This is a genomic window from Dechloromonas aromatica RCB, from assembly GCF_000012425.1.
Genome location: NC_007298.1, coordinates 3,878,316 through 3,895,140 on the forward strand (window position 1 = coordinate 3,878,316; position 16,825 = coordinate 3,895,140).

Here is a 16,825-nt window from a genome sequence, read left to right on the forward strand (position 1 = left end):
GTCTATTTCTCCAGTGGCGGAAAGAAGAGCTCGGTGCCCGGCTCGATATGCCGGAAATCGTCGAGCCCGTTGGCTTCGGCGACGCGCAGGTAAAGCCGCGGGTCGCCGTAGATGGCATTGCACAGTGCCGGCAGGCGGTCGCCGGCCTTGAAGATGCGGCGGTGCGTCAGGTCCGGCGACTGATCCTGCGCGGTGGCGACCCGCGTCTGATCGTCGGAATTGTCGGTAAAGACGGCGGTGATCACGGCGCGCAGCGGCACGCCGTCGGCGCGGAACAGCTTGTAGGCAATCGAGGCGCTCTTCAGCACGCAGCGCTTGACCTGCAGCGTGCCCCAGACCACTTTCAGATAATTCGGGCGGTGGATGTCGCCGTTGTAGCCGGTCACTTTCTGGAACTGCTCGACCTCGGCCTGCACCTCGGCCTTGACGCCATTCGCACCGGTGCCGTCGATGAAGAAGGTCAGCGTCAGGTCGCCCGGCTTGACCTTCTTGAATTCCATCCGGCTGCTGGTCGTCCCGGAACCTTGCGCGGCGTCGTACTCGATTTCGTAGGACTGAGTGATTTCGGCCGGATTGACGTAGGCGGCAAATCGGGCGATCGCCTGGTCGCTGTAGTCCGGCTGGCTGTGCGCCAGGATGGTCAGCTTTTCCAGCGTCCCGTTCGGCATGCCGCCAATGTCGATCTGGCCGAGGCCGCCGCTGCCTTGCCCGGCGCCCATGCCTGATGCGGGGCCGAAACTCATCTCACGGCTCCTCGCGTTCGCGCAGGATTTCCAGCACGCGGGCGACGCATTCCTCGACCAGCGCCTGTTTATCCTCGGCCGATCCGCCCCCCGAACCGGCCGCATTGCTGCCGCCAGCCTCGCCGTTGCCGACTTCGACGGAAATCACCACTTCATCGACGATGATGGGCATTTCGTTTCTGGCTCCTAATTCTTGTCGACCGTGAAGTACTGGTAGGCCAGCTGCATCGACTCGACGGCATAGGTGTTGTTGCTGGCGTTGAGGTCACCAACCGCCCATTTCGTCGGCCAGGCGCCGATGACATGCCAGGTCATCAACGGCTCGTGCGCCTCGTTGAGCAGGATGATGTCGACGTTGCGCAACTCGATCTTGTAATCGACGATGCAGTCGCGAACCCAGTTCCAGACTGCCGAGCTTTTCAGCAGGCCGCGCTTGAGCACCAGTTCCGGGTACTTGGCCCGGGTCGGGTACTTCTGCACGAAGCGGTTTTCGCCGCCCTCCGGCACCTCCTCGCTGCCCATCTCGACCGACAGCCCGCCGACCTCGGTGAAGCGCGTGTCGGCGTGATCGGACATGCCGACAAAGGCCACCGAGAAGTGGAAGCCGACCGGCGGGTAGTAGGAGGCCATGGCGGTCTGCGTTCAGTCGATCAGGTGTTCTCGACCGTCAGCCCTTCATGGGCCAGTTCGATGGTCTCGATCGCCACTTCGTTGCCGGCGGCCTTGAGCTGCGGCCCTTCGACCTTGACCGGGAAGGCGCGATTCACTTTCCAGGTCATCACCGGGTTGTGCGCTTCGTCGAGCAGGCTGATCGTCAGGTCACGGCGTTCGACGGTGTTCATCGTGACTGTCGACAGCCACTTGAAGAAGTCGTTGTCGGACTTGATGACGCCGCGCTTCAGCGTGATGTTGCTGTATTTGCGCAGGCCGGGCATCTTGATCGACGAATACTCCGGGAAACTGCCGTCGCGGTATTCGATGGCCTGGACTTCCTGGGTCAGGCCGGAAACTTCCGAGAAACCGATGCGGGTGCCGCCCCACTCGACACGGAAGTGGAAGACCGGCAGCGGATATTGGGCTTGTACGGGCATGGTGAATGTCCTTTCGCGTCAGGGTTCGAATCAGCTGGTCTGCAGCTTGTGGGAGAACTTCAGGATGATGAATTCAGCCGGCCGGACAACCGCCATGCCGATCTCGACATTCATCCGCCCTTCCAGGATGTCCTGGGCGCTCATCGTCACGCCCAGTCCACAGCGCACGAAGAAGGCATCCTTCGGTGCCGCGCCAGCCAGCGCGCCTTCGCGCCATTTCTGCGTCAGGTAGTTCTCGATCATGCCGCGGACCTTGACCCAGGTATTGGCATCGTTCGGCTCGAAGACAGCCCAGTAGGTCGACTTCTTGATCGACTCCTCGACCATGTTGAAGAAGCGACGGACCGAGATGTAACGCCATTCGTTGTCGTTGCCTGCCAGCGTGCGGGCACCCCAGACCAGCGTCCCCTTGCCGACGAAGGCGCGGATGGCGTTGATCGACTTGCCGCCGGTGGCATCGACATTCAGCGCATCGGTTTCGCTGGTGGTGAAGCTGCTGGCCGGGGCGATGACGCCGTTCAGGCTGACATTGGCCGGTGCTTTCCAGACACCGCGCTGGTTGTCGACCAGGGCATAGATGCCGGCGATGGCGCCGCTCGGCGGGCACAGGGTCAGCGTCGAGCCGATGCCGTTGATCACATTGCGGTAGGGCAGGAAGTTCTCGAACAGGGTCTGCTCGTTGAGAGTGCGGTAGTTGGCGATGGCCGAAACGATGCTGGCAATCGCGCCGCTGGCGGCAGAAAAGCCCTTTTGCAGCCCGAGCAAGGCGCTGTCCATCACGTCCTTGACTGTCGCGCCGGCGGTATTGCCGTTCGATGCAAGCGGAGCGCTGGCCCCGAAGATGGCGCCCCAGGCGGCGGTGGCCGGCGGGTTGTTCTGGTCCCATTCGACGGTATAGGCGCCGCCGGCGGTCACGATATCGGCCGCCATTTCCTTTTCCAGCGCGATCAGGCTGGAGAAGGCGGGGGCCAGCGTGCCGGCGATCATGGTGTTGATGTCGGTGACCAACTTGGCGTTGCTCAGCGGCGAGGCATCGACGAAGCCATCGACCAGCTTGGCAATGCCGAAAACGTATTCGAAGAGCAGTGCGGCATCGGCCGGTACCGGCGCAGCCTTGCCCTTGTAGATGGCCAGTTTCTTGGCGAAAGCGCTGCTCAGCGTTTCACCGGGCCCGGCATAGGCGCTGACGGCGGCGGCCAACGCCGTGCTGTCGGCGGTCAGTTCATCGAGCGCGGTCAGGGCGGCGAGCAGTTGCGGTTCGGTGGTCAGATCCTTGAGCGGCACCTGAATGCCGTTCTTGAAAATCTTGTCCTTGACCTGCGCGTAGCCAACCGACTTGTTGTAGTTGAGCTTCAGCCAGGGGGTGTAGGCGGCACCGTATTTCAGGTTGTTGATGCCGATCTTGTCGCGGAAGCTGGCGCCGTTCGGGTCGCCCTGGCGCAGATCGAGCACCGCCATGCGGTCCTTCAGCTCGCCGCATTGCTTCAACGCTTCCTGCTGCACGGCGGCCAGATCGTCGGCACCCAGTGTCGCAGCATCGGGGAAAAGCAGGATGGTCGGTTCATCGACCTTGGCCACGGCCTGCACGCCAGCCTTGATCTCGTCGCGCAGCACTGGCGAGCCGCTGGTCTTGTAGGCACCGACCGAGACGATGTAACAGTCGCCGCCCCCGTTGTCGTAGAACAACCGCAGGCTGTCGTACATGAAATAGCTGTTGCTGATGTCGGCTGTCAGGAAGTTGCCGGCTTCGTCGATATTGGCCGCCGTCACGGTATAGCTCGGCCCCTTGCCGTAATAGGCCTCGAATTCGAGCAGGGACTTGATGCGGCGCGGCACATTGAGCAGATCGCCGGCGGAGATCAGCGTGGTGTTGGCGGTGTAGCCGACAAAGGCCGGGATCGCGGTTTCCACCTCGGCGACCGAGGGCGGGAAGACCGAAATTTCCTCAATGTAAACATCCGGAGTACGGTAGGTTGGCATGGACTGACCCCCTTCTAAGGTTTGGCGAGGTGGACGATGAAACGCGCCTGCGCCCGGTCGGAACCGGCCTGGGGCAGATGCTGGACGAGAACTTCGGCGTTGCGCCTCAGTTGAAGCTTGCGATAGCCGCCAGCCCGCCGGGCGACCGGCAGCTGCGACTGGAAGAGCACGATGCGGGTGCCGGCATCACCGAGGGACGCGGCAGGCAGATCGTTGTCCGTAAAGTGATCGCTGGTGATCTTGTCGAAATTGAGTGCGGTCCGCCCCTGTTCTCCTGCGCCAGCATCGGCCAGTTGCAACTGGCCGAATTCAGCGGCGCCGAAGTTGCGCGCCACGACGTAATACTGCAGCTGCTCGCTGCGGGCCTGCAGCGCGATGCGGAAAACCGGCGGATTGGCGTAGAAACCGCGATCCACCGTCAACGCGACGACGCCCCACAGCTGCTCTCCCGCCAGCGTCGGCGAGTGCAGCCAGTGCGAGGTCTGCGCGTGGGCACCCGCCGTTTCAAGCAAGGCATATCGCCCCGTCGGCCATTCGCGGGTTTCAAAGGTGGCCTCGTCCTGACCGGCCACCAGCGTCTGTTCGACCAGTGGGCTGCCCCCGTACTGCCAGCTCAGGGTCAGCGGCCTTGCGGCCTGACCCGGTGCGATCCGCTGGTGCGGCGCGATGAACCCGGCAGCCAGCGCCGGATCGAGACTGCGCGGGGCATTCCGGTTGCCGTAAAGGACCAGCCCACCGGATGCGACCGGTGCTTCGGTGAAATTAGCAAAGTAGGGATTGGCCACGCGCAGGCCGATCAGAAAGGTCGCGCCATGAATGTCGCGCAGGGCATTGCCGGCATCGTCGGCCTCGAACAGCACGCGCAAACGGCCGTCCCGCACCCGCGTCAGCAGCTTGCCGGCAGCCAGTGCCTGCTCCGCACCCGGCACCACGAAATCGATGTCGCTACAAAGTCCCCGGTAGTAAGCGTGCTCGATTTCGACTTCGAAAAGGGTACGGAAATGGATGCTCATTTTTCGTGCAGCTCCAGCCCGATGTCGGTGATCGGTGCGCCCGGCATGAACGGCTCCTGATCCTGGATGGTGACCAACCGCGCTCGGTAGAGCACCGAAGGCTGGTACTTGGCACCGACGCTGGCCCAGATCTGGTTCAGGGTTTCCGGCGTCACGCTGTACAACTCCATGACGATCTTGCCGATGCGGGAATCAAGTGCCGGGTAATCGTCGGCACTGAACACCGGGTGCGACTGAAAAAAGGTCAGCACGTTCGACAAGGCCTTCAGCGTCAGCGGGTAGTCATTCATCCGGGCCGCGAAAAGCAGCGTCAGGTTCAGCTTCAGTTCTGGCTGCAGCACCATCTCGCGACCATTGCTGATAATCCGGGCCGGCACCTGCTCGCGCATGACGCGCTCTTCCTCGATATTGACCAGGCTCAGCGCCACGGTACCGCTGGCAATGGCCAGATTGCCCTTGTCATCTAGGATGCCGCCCGGAACAGCCTGGCCCAACGAGGCCGAACCGGTCCGGCGCAACAGGTAGGCATTGAATTGATCTGCCAGGAAGGACACCGCTACATCCAGCATGCCGCCTCTCTCATCGCTATGAACCGGGGGCTGGCGAGCCGGAAACAAGACGCCAGCACCGTGTCGAAACAAACTTCAAATTTGTGTCGCAGAAACGTAAATTTCAGTAAAGCACAGGAAATATTTTTTGTCACCGATATTTTCAATATGCATAATTTCTGATGCAGATCGAAAATAGCCACCCGAAGAAATAACAAATTCAACAACACCAATTAAAACGTTTGTTCTCTGCGAAACCATAAGATGAAGTATATTTATCCGCAAGTTGTCTGATTTTAGCGACAGATCACAAAATGTCGTTTTATTGGTACCATCGCTTGAACCAAATTCGGAAATGACAAGTCAATAGTCAATTGCACTCCAACAAATCGCTGGTCGCGTTTCGACAAGACATGCCGCCACATTGTTTACCTGACGACAAGAACCGCAGCACAATGTCCTGAAAGGTGAGTCATGCAGCCTATTTTTCACGTCGCCATTTATCAAGCAAACGCCGGGACGCGAAGCCTCAATAGCGACTGCCGGCCGGACAAAATCCTTCACCCCCCCTCCTGCCCGCGGGCCGACCACTTCGGTCGACCAGAAGTTCTGTTCCTGAGTCATTGCCGGCAGCCTGCCGGCAATCCAACTGCACCAATGACTGAACCGTAAGGAGACTCACCATGGCAAAAAAAGCACTTTGCATCGGCATCAACAACTACCCCGGCACCGACATGGATTTGCAGGGTTGCGTCAATGACGCCAACGACTGGGCTGGCGTTCTGGCTGAACGCGGTTTCAAGGTAACGACGCTGCTTGACGACCAGGCGACCAAGGCCGCCATGGTCAAGGCCATGAGCGATCTGATCGGCAAGGGCGCCAAGGGCGATACGCTGGTCATCACCTATTCCGGGCACGGCACCTACCAGCCCGACACCGACGGCGATGAGGCTGACGGACTCGACGAGGCGCTCTGCCCCTACGATCTGCAGACCAAGGGCGAAGCCCTGATCGATGATGAAATCCACGCCATTTTCAATACCCGCAAGAGCGGTGTGCGCCTTGTGCTGATCTCGGATAGCTGCCATTCCGGTACCGTCACCCGCGCCGCCAAGGCCGAGAAGGATGCCGATTTCCGGCCACGCTTCATGCCGATGGGCAACTGGCTGCCGGAAAAGCTGCTGCCCAAGAACCGCGCAGGCAAGACAGCCGCCACGATGACCGCACCGGCCGGGTCTTCGCCGCTGTTGGCTGCGGCCCGGACCAACCAGCTCGGCGATTTGCTGCTAGCAGGCTGCAAGGAAGGCCCCAACAATTTCAGCTACGACGCCAAAATCAAGGGGCGCTTCAACGGCGCCTTCACCTACTACGCGCTGAAGGCCCTGAAAAACATGAAGGAAGGTGCCACTTACGTCGACTGGTACAAGGCCATCGGCAAATACCTGCCTTCGGCCAGCTATTCCCAAGTGCCGCAACTAGTTGGTAGCACCGGCGCACGCAAGGGCAAGATTTTCGAATAAGCCATCTGCCGCCACTGTCCTGACAAGGAGACTCGCATGTCCCAGCGCCTCTACAAGATTCGCGGCAGCCGCGAAGACGTCGTTCGCCACACCATCGGCGGCCCGCAACCGATGTTCCGTTTGCAGCCGGGAACCGCCCGGGATGGCAGCGGGGATCAAGTGGAGGTCAGCGGCGACACCGTTGTCCGGGTCGAACTCGACAACGGCTTTGTGCTGTGGAGCCGGGTCGATGACCTGTCGCGTGACTTCGGAACGCCGCCGGCGCGCGATGGCAGCGACGCCTGGGACCTCAGCCGCCTGACGCCGCGCCACACGGCGAGCAGCGAGCGCGGCCTCGGCGGGCTGGCGATCCGCGTCCTCGACTTTTTTGGTGTCGATCTGGCTGAAAAATCGGCCGGCAAGCTGGGCAGGCATTTCGAGGAAAAGCTGCTCGGCAAGCACGCTCCCGGCTTCTACCGGGTCGATCTGGCTGGCGAATTTTCCCTGAAACCGGTCGCCGACAACGAGAACATTCCGGCCAATTCCGGTCCGCTGCTGGTTTTCCTGCACGGCACCGCCTCGTCCGGCGAGGGCAGTTTCGGCAAGCTGTGGGAGGCCGGCAATACCGAAGGTGCGCGCTTGCGCGAAGCGCTGTTGCCGACCTATCGCGACCGCGTCTTCTCGCTCGAACACCGGACGCTGACGGAAAGCCCGATCAACAATGCGCTGGCCCTGGCCAAGCGTCTGCCGGAAGGCGCGGAAATCCATCTGGTCAGCCATTCACGTGGCGGGCTGGTTGGTGAAGTGATGGCCCTGTCCGGCTGTGCGGACCTCGCCAACACCTTGAGCGGCGAACAGGTCAAGACGCTGTTCGCCGCCGACCGCACGCTGGCACCGCAACTCGGCCTGCTGCCACTGTCCGATGACGAGATGAAGGCCCGTGACGCTGCCTACGACAACGATCGCCAGCTGTTGCTCGAACTGATCGATGTCTTCAGCCAGAAGAAACTGCGCGTCGGCCGCTTCGTCCGGGTCGCCTGTCCGGCCCGTGGCACCACACTAGCGTCCGGCCGTCTCGACCGCTGGCTGTCGGTGCTCGACTACGTTGCAACCGCGGCCACCGGCGATGGTCTGTTTGCCGACGGCCTCGACTTCCTGCTCGCCGTCGTCAAGGAGCGCACCGACCCGCGCACCCTGCCCGGCGTCGAGGCGATGATGCCCGGCTCGGCCCTGACCCGCCTGCTCAACAACACGCCGGAACTGGTCAGCAGCGCCGACCTGTCAGTGATCGCCGGCGACATCCAGGCTGGGGATGGCCTGTGGAACACCCTGAAGGTGCTCGCCACCGACTGGTTCTACAAGAATGAACACGACCTCGTGGTCGATACCGCCTCGATGAGCGGCGGCCTGCCGCGCCTCGGCAATGGAGCCCGCGTCCGTCAGGATCAGGGCCCCAAGGTCAATCACTTCCGCTATTTCACCAACGAGCAGAGCGTGCGCTGGCTGCGTGCCGGCCTGACCCGCACCGACGGCGACAGCGGCGGCTTCCAGCCCATTGGACCCAAAGGCTATCTCGGCCCACGTTGTGCGGCGGCGGTCACGCGCAGTCGCGGCGGCAACAAGCCACGGCCGATTGCCGTCATGCTGCCCGGCACCATGGGCAGCGAACTGAAGGCCGGCGACGGCGCCGTCTGGCTGAACTACTGGGCGTTGCTCAAGGGCGGCCTGAAAAAGATCGCCATGGGCCGCGACGAGGTCACGCCGGTCGGGCTGGTCGACCAGTTCTATGGCCCGCTGGTCGAATTCCTGGCACGCAGTCATCAGGTCGAAATCTTCCCCTACGACTGGCGTTTCTCCGTCCGCAAGGCGGCGGCGAAACTGGCGGTCACGCTCGAACCGCTGGTCAGCCAGGCCGAACGTTCCGGCCAGCCGCTGCGCCTGGTCGCCCACTCGATGGGCGGCCTGGTCGTTCGATCGATGATCGCCGACGGCGGCGCCGGCACGGCGCTGTGGAAACGCATCATCCGCCTGCCCGGCAGCCGCTTCCTGATGCTCGGCACACCCAACCTCGGCTCCTACGAAGCGGTGCGCTGGCTGACCGGTTTCAACCCGACCGAGGGCAAGCTGTCGTTGCTCGACATCACCCAAAGCACAGACCAGATCATCGGTCTGGTCGCCCGCTACCCTGGTCTGCTCGAACTGCTGCCCTTCGCCCCGGACGATCCGGATTTCGCCGACCAGTCGCGGTGGACAGCGCTACGCAAGGAACTCGGCGCCCGCTGGGACACTGCCGAAATCACGGACCTCCAGGAAGCGGCCACCACCTGGAATTTCCTCAAGGCCGCCCCACCCGATCCGCAACACATGGTCTATGTTGCCGGCTGCCAACCAGCCACGGTGATCGACTATCAGCTCAGTGCTGGCGACATCCCCTTCCGCCCCGATCTCAAGCGCCTTGAATTCATCGCCACCCGCGAGGGCGACGGCACGGTCGCCTGGGCCTCCGGCCGCCTGCCTGGCGTACCGGTCTGGTACGTCGATAACACGGCACACGACATGCTGTGTGCCCAGCCCAAGGCTTTCCCCGGCTATCTCGACATTCTGGTCAATGGCCAGACCAGCCTGCTGCCCAGCGCCCCCCCGGCCCGTAGCCGCGCGGCCGCCGGCGAAGAACGCTTCGTGCTGCCACCAGCGCCACCGGCCGATGGCATTCCGTCGCCCGACGACATGGCCGGCCTTGGCTTCTCCGGACAACTGCCCGAACTGGCCGAAGGCGAACGGCAATTGCCACCGATCGAGGTCAGCATCCGCCACGGCAACCTGACCTATGCCCGCCATCCGGTGCTTGTCGGCCACTATCAGGGCGACACGGTGATCAGTGCCGAAGCGGTGCTCGACCGCCAGCTCGGCAACCACCTGACCCGGCGGCTCGATCTCGGCATCTACCCCGGGCCGCTCGGCAGTCACACCGTTTTCCTCAATGATTCGCCAACGGCCAAGCCGATGGGCGCGCTCGTCGTCGGTCTCGGCCAGATTGGCGGGCTCAGCCCCGGCCTGCTCGAATCCTCGGTGCGCGACGCCCTGCTCGATTTCGCACTGAAGGTCGCCTACTGGCCCGATGCACGCTTTGGCGAAGAAGGCCGGCCACGCTCGGCGGCTGTCACCTGCCTGCTCGTCGGAACCGGTGCCGGCGGCCTGCCGATCGGCGATTCGCTGGAAGCCATGCTGCGCGCCGCGGTGGCCACCAACCATGCGCTGGCTGAACACAGGCTGGAAGGCCGCGTGCTGATCGACCGTCTCGAACTGCTCGAACTGTATGAGGACGTCGCCATTTCAGCCGCCGAGGCACTCGGTCGCATCCTGCTCAACGAACAGCTGGCACCGGCGTTCGTCTGGCCGTCCGGCTGCGTTGAAACCGCCCAGGCTGGCCGTCGCCGGGTGCGCTTCGATACCCCCAACGAGTGGTACCAACGCCTCGAAATCGTCCGCCAGGACGACCGTCTGCGCTTCCTTTTCCCGACCGACCGGGCCCGCGCCGAAGAAACACTCGCCACCGGGCAACTGGCCCTGGCCGATGCCTTCGTCAAGATTGCCAGCCGCGACACCGGCCAGAACTCCGAAGCGGCCAAGACGCTGTACGAAATGCTGTTGCCGCTGCGCCTGCGCGAACTGTCGCCACAGCAAGGCAACCTGGTCGTCATCGTCGACAGCCAGTCGGCCCGCTATCCATGGGAACTGCTCGAAAACCGCTGGAGTGTCGGCGAACGTCCGCCCTCAGTCGCCGCCGGCTTCGTCCGCCAGTTCCGCACCGCCGATTTCCGGCAACGGCCGGCCCACGGCCTCGCCAACACGGCGCTGGTCATCGGCAACCCCGATCTGCAGAACAGCCCCGATTTCTGCGACCTGCCCGGCGCCCGCGACGAGGCGCAGCAGGTGGCCGAACAACTGACCGCCGATGGTTACGATGTACTCGACTGCATCGAACAGACGGCAACGCCGATCATGGAGTCGCTGCACAAGAACAGCTGGCGCATCCTGCATCTGGCTGGGCATGGCGTGCATGAATTCCCGGTAGCGGCCGGCAAGGTCTCCGGCATGGTGATCGGTCCGGACAATTTCCTGACCCCAGGCGACATCGCGCAAATGCGTTTCGTGCCGGAACTGGTCTTCGTCAATTGCTGCCACCTTGGACGCGTCGACGGCAATCGCGATCTCGACCGCCTTGGCCTGGCCGCCAACCTCGGCGAAGAATTCATCCGCATGGGCGTGCGTGCCGTGATCGCCGCCGGTTGGGCAGTGGATGACCGGGCCGGGCAGGCTTTCGCCGCCACTTTCTACCGTGGCATGCTGTCCGGCGAAACCTTCGGCGAAGCGGTCCGCGTCGCCCGCGAAGACGTCTGGCAACGCTTCCCGGACGTCAATACCTGGGGTGCCTACCAGTGCTACGGCGATCCGGACTTCCGCTTCCACCGCGATGGTTCGGCACCGCAGCACATCGTCACACCGTTCGCCACGGCCCACGAACTGGTCGCTGAATTTGAAAACGTCGCGGCCGACCAGCGTGCCGGAGCAACAGACGACGCCAGCGGCAAGATCGAACGACGTCTGGCGCGCATTCCTGCCAACCAGAAGGCCAGCTGGCTGGCCCGGGCCGACGTGCAGGCCGCGCTCGGTCTGGCCTGGGGCGAAGCCCGCTGCTGGCCGGAAGCCATCGCCTGCCTGGAAAAGGCACTGACGGCCGACCAGGGCGATTGCCCGATGCGCGCGCTGGAGCAGTACGCCAATTTCCGCGTGCGCTATGCCGCCGAACTGTGGCAGAGCGCCAGTCGCAAGGCCGCCAAGACACGCGAAAAACTGCGTGGCGAGCAGGCCGACTTGATTGAATCGGCCATTCTCGATCTCGACACCCTGTGCCGGCGCGCCCCCACCGTCGAACGCCTGAACCTGCTGGGCAGTGCCTACAAACGACTGGCCCTGGTCGAGGAAGAAGGTCCACGCCGCATGGAAGCGCTGGTCAACATGGCCCAGCACTACCGGCTGGCCTACGAACGGCGGCACGATGCCTACGCCTTCACCAACTGGCTGGCCGGCGCCCTGCTCACCGCCCAGCGCGGCGAATCGCCGGCGGCAGCCGACCCGGTTGCCATGCAGCGCGAACTCGACAGCCTGCTGCGCGAACTGGCCCAGCGCAACGAAGCTGATCCAAACTTCTGGGACAGCGCCAGCCTGGCCGACCTGCAACTGATCAAGCTGCTGTCACAACCTGCGGCGCCACCACGAAAACGCGGCGAGGCAGCATCGCCGGCACCAGGCGTCGCCGTGCTGCACGCCTACCGCAACGCCATCGCCCGCGGCGCCAGCCCGCGCGAAGTGTCGTCGGTGGCCGAGCATATCGACTTCCTGCTCGCCCTGTGGGCGCCGGATGACAAGGCGAACCGGCGCATCCTCGAACAGATTCAGGAGAACCTGTCATGAGCCCGCGTCCGAAAAAAGCCCCCGCTGCGCTTGAAGCGAAGCCCAGAATCTTCCGCCGCAAACGCTCGGCACCTGCACCGATTGCTCGCGATGTGGCGCCCGACTTCTCCAAAACGCCGCTTGAGCAGATTTCCCTGAGCAGCCTCTCACCCCGCGCCCTGATCGCGCCCAACTTCCGGGTCTATGAACTGACCCGCTCCGATCTGGCAGCCCGCCAGGGCATCGACAACAGCTTTGCCAGCGACGCCGAACTACGCGCCGCGATTCATCTCGCCCGCCACGTACTGCAAGCAATCCGCGACAAGTTCGGCTCGTTTTCGCCGAACAGCGTCTATCGCAGCCAGAGTCTGGAACGCTCCCTGAAGAACAAGCCGGCCACCTGGCTGAGCACCAGCCAGCATGCCCGCGGCGAGGCCTGCGACATCGAGATCGCCGGCATGGCGACACTGGAACTGGCCGCCTGGGCGCGTGAGCACCTGGCCGATTTCGACCAGATCATCTGCGAATGCTACGACCCGGCCAAAGGCCCCAACTCCGGCTGGGTGCACATTTCGCTGAAACCGCCCGGCACCGGCGCCAACCGCAAGCAATGCCTGAGCTATGTGCGTGATGCCGCAACGGGCCGCCTGGTCTACGTCAGCGGCCTGAGCGCGATGACCTAGGCGGGACCAGCGATGCGCCGAGACACTGAATCGATCCAGGGAAGCCACTAGCCATGCTGCCCGGCAAGATTGCGACCCTGCTGATCATTGCCACTTTCCTGTCGGTCATCGGGGCCCTGATTGTCGCCAGCCGCTACCGTGCGACGATGCAGCGGCTGATGAAAATCATCCAGAATTCGCCGTCGACTGCGAAAGTGGATGCATCGACGACGCTCATACCCGTCAGCACCGGGCAGGCACCACCGATACCGCTCAGCCTCGACGACAACCGGCGCGCCCGGCGCAATCTGGTCGCCGCCTTCATCGCACTGACCCTGTTGATGGCACTGACCCGGACGATCATCACGCAACTGATCGCCGACGGGCCAGTCACCCTCAAAACCGTCATGACATTGGGTGCAGCCTACGCCTGGCCGGTCATCCCGGTAATCGCCGTCATTGACCGCTGGCGACGCCGGCGGCTGGTCGGCACACTGCTGCTCTGGTTCGTCGCCGCCGTTGCGCTGCTCACCTGGCGAACCAATGAAAACATCAGCTTCGCTCAGGTCTTCTTCTGGATGTCATTCGACATTGGCCTGCCGCTGATCGTCGTCACCGCGCTATGCCTCGGCGGCGCCACCCGCGCCGTCGGCCCCTGGCTGGCGCCGCTGTTCATCCTCCTGTGCTGGGCCTCACAAGCCGGCGTCGATCTGCTCAACCTGCTGGTCGAGCAAGGCAGCCCGCTGATCTACTGGCTGGTTGGCTGGCTGCCGCCGGTCGGCGGCATCGCACTGTTCGCCCTCGCCCCGTGGCTGATCGCCTGGTGGCCTGCTTTGGCAATCTGCCGCTGGCTGGCCGGCGCCTATGCCCGACGACAGATTTCCGAACTGTTCTACCTGTTCACCGCCGTCTGGGCCATCGCGCTGACCGGCCCGGCGATCGGCGCCATCGCCAGCCTCGGCTGGGGCGCACTGGTCGATTTTCTGCCGCTACTGTGGATTCCGCTCGGCGCCAAAGTCATGCAGGCCACCACCGGCCAACGCCCGCCCGGGCGACCACCGACCCTGCTCGTCCTTCGCGTCTTTCAGCAGGATGCTAATGTTCAGGATCTTTTCGACCGGGTGATCGAACGCTGGCGCCTGACCGGCAACACTGTGCTGATTGCCGGCACCGATCTTGTTGACCGGACCATCGACGCCGAAGATATCTTCACCTTCCTCGATGGGCGCCTGGCCGAGCGTTTCATCCTCCAAGCCGGCGATGTAGACCGCCGACTGTCCAGCTTTGAACTCCAACCCGATGCCGAAGGCCGTTACCGGGTCAATGAGTGTTACTGCCACGACACCACCTGGCAACACGCCCTCGCCGGACTGCTGCGGGCCAGCGATGTCGTGCTGATGGACCTGCGGAACTTCGTCGCCGCCAACAAGGGCTGCCTGTACGAACTGGAAACCCTGTCCACTGCCCCCGACCTGAAGTGCGTCGTCGTGCTGGTCAACGACCGCACCGAAATGGCTGCCGCCCAGGCGGCGACGAGCCAGGCACCGGCCGGGCGCTTCGTCTGGCTGGCCCAGCAAGGAATCGCGCCTCTCGGAACCGAGCAAGTGCTGGCCCCGTTGTTTGCTACCATCTCAGCTTGAGCCAACGCCTGTTCTATTTGGCAATCCGGACGAAATCCAGCAACCACGAACACCGCCCGCTAGCGAAATTAGCCCAAAAACATCACGGCACCTTGCCTGCGAATCACTCATCTATCACCAAGGATATAGCCACTTTGTGGCAGACTACCCGGCATATTGACGAGCAAGGCCGCTCAGAAATCGCGATGATTCATATCGAAATTTTCAGCAACGCATCTCAAGCTCGAACAGAAGCAATCCTCGAACTGTCATGTCGAGCATGCGCTGCATCATCACGGCCCGATAACATTGTTTGGAATTTTCCTTAGTGCATAGCCCCACGCTGCTCATTCTTGCCACGATCCTGATGGGGATCATGACCATGATGCTGATGGCTGCCTGGCGCTTCAATCGGCAGATTGCCGGATTTGGCTTATGGGCCGGCTCCTATTTTTTCGGCACCCTTTTCTGCGTCAGCCTGCTGGTGCGGACGGCCACACCCGAAGTCTGGTCGGTTATCACGGCACAAAGCCTGCTTTTCCTGATGGCCTACCTGAACCTGAGAGGGACCAGGGCCTACGTCGGACTGCCCCAATCCTGGCCAGGCTATGCCGCCCTGGCGGCACTTCTGCTCGTCGCCGCCTCAGCCTACTTCACGGCGATTCAACCCGACCCGGGTATGCGCTTCGCGCTGTCGAGCCTGATGGCTGGCGTGATCTTTCTGCTTTGCGCAAAAACAGTCGCCAAGGGGAAAGTACAGGAATATCCAGCCCGCTACCTCTATGCCATGGCTTGTGGCTGCCACGGCGCCTTCCTGCTGATTCGCCCCTGGCTGTTCAGTTTGGGCAAAAGTGGCCTGTTCGATGCAGCGCAGGCAATCGCCGTCTCCCAGTTCGTCATGGTCGAATCCATCGCGGCCATTGTCTTGATGGCATTTGGTATCGTGATGCTGGCCAATGAACAAGTGACGCTCGAATTAAGAGCGATTGCCGAAAGGGACCCGCTAACCGGCGTTTTCAACCGCCGCTCCTTCCTGACCCTGCTCGATAAGTCCATTAGTCATTCGGACCGGATGGCTTCACCGTTATCGATCATGTTGATTGACCTGGACCATTTCAAAAAGATCAACGACACCTGGGGACACAAGAGCGGCGATGAAGCCTTGCGGCATTTTGTCGCCGTGGCTGTGCCCTGCATACGCAACGGGGACATCATCGGTCGAGTCGGCGGAGAGGAATTTGCGATTTTGCTGCCCGATACGGACATAAGCAAGGCAGCGACAGTTGCCGAGCGCCTGCGCTGCGAAGTCGCCGCGAGACCGGTCAAGAATGAGCATGGCAGTATCACACTGACCGTCAGTATCGGGGTCACCCATTACCGCAAGGACGAGGCGCCCGAAGTCACGCTGCATCGCGCTGATAACGCCATGTATACGGCAAAGGACAAGGGACGCAACCAGGTCGAAGTTACCCCCGACCTGAACAACACCGGCCAATTCGAGCCGCCGGAAAATGCCATTGAATCAGATCAGCAAGGCGAGGCGTGCGAGGCCAAAAGCGCTGTTGCGTGACAGGTATAATGCCGAATTCCCCCTTGCTCAAGCGCCACCATGAACGTTGATATCAATTACAAAAATAACCCGCTCCACGGCGTCAGTTTAAAAAAGCTGTTAACTGAAATAGTTGATCACTACGGTTTTGAAATTCTATTTGCATACCTGAATATCAATTGTTTCAATAACAACCCGAGTATTGATTCCAGTGTGAAATTCCTGAAAAAAACGGATTGGGCGCGCGAAAAGGTTGAAGCCTTCTATTTGTACCAGTTTAAAAGCCTGCCCCGAGCCTCCGCCGAGCAGTTTGAATTGCCACCAAGAGATCGCATCGTACCGCCGGATCAAATACCGGGCCAACCGGCCGTATTGAGCATGGAAGATGCCGAGCGACTCCGCGAAAAACGCGCCAAAAAAGCGGCCTTGCACGACCAGGATGCAGGCCGTCGTTCCGCATCTGCCAAAAGGACAGCGAATTATTCCAGCCCCTCGCTTAATGGTGATTCAGACCCCTGGGGTGAAGTGGCGAAAATAATCGGGTTTCAGGGATTGGAATACCCTGCCCGGTGACGGCGTTCCGGACCAAATGCAGCTATTTTCTTAACATCTGGAATCAGGCAACGACCAGCCAGTTCCAACCCGCCACGGGTTGTTAGCTGCATTT

General features: G+C 62.2%; 13 protein-coding genes. 6 read left to right on the forward strand and 7 right to left on the reverse strand.

The window, feature by feature from the left end; translation table 11 throughout:
* Nucleotides 1–2: 2 nt before the first annotated feature.
* The 7 genes from DARO_RS18420 to DARO_RS18445 are packed head-to-tail and all read right to left on the reverse strand — an operon-like array spanning nucleotide 3 to nucleotide 5,396.
* Nucleotides 3–743 (reverse strand): CIS tube protein, encoded by a 741-nt coding sequence (locus tag DARO_RS18420; RefSeq protein ID WP_011289335.1) that lies wholly within the window; start codon nucleotides 741–743, stop codon nucleotides 3–5.
* 1 nt (nucleotide 744) lies between these two features.
* Complete coding sequence (locus DARO_RS23180) at nucleotides 745–915, reverse strand: DUF5908 family protein (protein WP_011289336.1); 171 nt, start codon at nucleotides 913–915, stop codon at nucleotides 745–747.
* A gap of 14 nt (nucleotides 916–929) precedes the next feature.
* Nucleotides 930–1,373 (reverse strand): phage tail protein, encoded by a 444-nt coding sequence (locus DARO_RS18425; protein ID WP_011289337.1) that lies wholly within the window; start codon nucleotides 1,371–1,373, stop codon nucleotides 930–932.
* A 20-nt stretch (nucleotides 1,374–1,393) separates the two neighbouring features.
* Nucleotides 1,394–1,834: a phage tail protein gene (locus DARO_RS18430; protein ID WP_011289338.1), complete on the reverse strand. Its 441-nt coding sequence runs from the start codon at nucleotides 1,832–1,834 to the stop codon at nucleotides 1,394–1,396.
* A gap of 30 nt (nucleotides 1,835–1,864) precedes the next feature.
* A complete protein-coding gene (locus tag DARO_RS18435; RefSeq protein ID WP_011289339.1) occupies nucleotides 1,865–3,814 on the reverse strand; it encodes a phage tail sheath C-terminal domain-containing protein in 1,950 nt (649 codons plus the stop codon).
* 14 nt (nucleotides 3,815–3,828) lie between these two features.
* Nucleotides 3,829–4,827, reverse strand: coding sequence for a hypothetical protein (locus DARO_RS18440; protein WP_011289340.1), 999 nt, complete (start codon nucleotides 4,825–4,827; stop codon nucleotides 3,829–3,831).
* Nucleotides 4,824–5,396 carry a Pvc16 family protein gene (locus DARO_RS18445; RefSeq protein WP_011289341.1) on the reverse strand — a complete coding sequence of 191 codons (573 nt, stop codon included), beginning with the start codon at nucleotides 5,394–5,396 and terminating at the stop codon, nucleotides 4,824–4,826. The genes DARO_RS18440 and DARO_RS18445 overlap by 4 nt, the downstream gene beginning before the upstream one ends.
* Before the next feature lie 662 nt (nucleotides 5,397–6,058).
* Between DARO_RS18445 and DARO_RS18450 the strand changes: the two genes are divergently transcribed.
* The 6 genes from DARO_RS18450 (at nucleotide 6,059) to DARO_RS18475 (ending at nucleotide 16,731) form a co-directional block, all read left to right on the forward strand.
* Nucleotides 6,059–6,895, forward strand: a complete 837-nt coding sequence (locus tag DARO_RS18450) for a caspase family protein (RefSeq protein WP_011289342.1) — start codon at nucleotides 6,059–6,061, stop codon at nucleotides 6,893–6,895.
* Between the two features lie 36 nt (nucleotides 6,896–6,931).
* Nucleotides 6,932–12,349: a DUF7379 domain-containing protein gene (locus DARO_RS18455; RefSeq protein ID WP_011289343.1), complete on the forward strand. Its 5,418-nt coding sequence runs from the start codon at nucleotides 6,932–6,934 to the stop codon at nucleotides 12,347–12,349.
* Complete coding sequence (locus tag DARO_RS18460) at nucleotides 12,346–13,011, forward strand: D-Ala-D-Ala carboxypeptidase family metallohydrolase (protein WP_011289344.1); 666 nt, start codon at nucleotides 12,346–12,348, stop codon at nucleotides 13,009–13,011. The genes DARO_RS18455 and DARO_RS18460 overlap by 4 nt, the downstream gene beginning before the upstream one ends.
* A 53-nt stretch (nucleotides 13,012–13,064) precedes the next feature.
* Entirely contained in the window at nucleotides 13,065–14,630 is a 1,566-nt protein-coding gene (locus DARO_RS21990) for a hypothetical protein (protein WP_011289345.1), read from the forward strand.
* 307 nt (nucleotides 14,631–14,937) lie between these two features.
* The gene (locus tag DARO_RS18470; protein WP_011289346.1) at nucleotides 14,938–16,179 is read left to right on the forward strand and encodes a GGDEF domain-containing protein; all 1,242 of its coding nucleotides are present in this window, start codon (nucleotides 14,938–14,940) and stop codon (nucleotides 16,177–16,179) included.
* Nucleotides 16,180–16,218: 39 nt separating this feature from the next.
* Nucleotides 16,219–16,731: a VF530 family DNA-binding protein gene (locus tag DARO_RS18475; RefSeq protein ID WP_011289347.1), complete on the forward strand. Its 513-nt coding sequence runs from the start codon at nucleotides 16,219–16,221 to the stop codon at nucleotides 16,729–16,731.
* Nucleotides 16,732–16,825 lie beyond the last annotated feature (94 nt).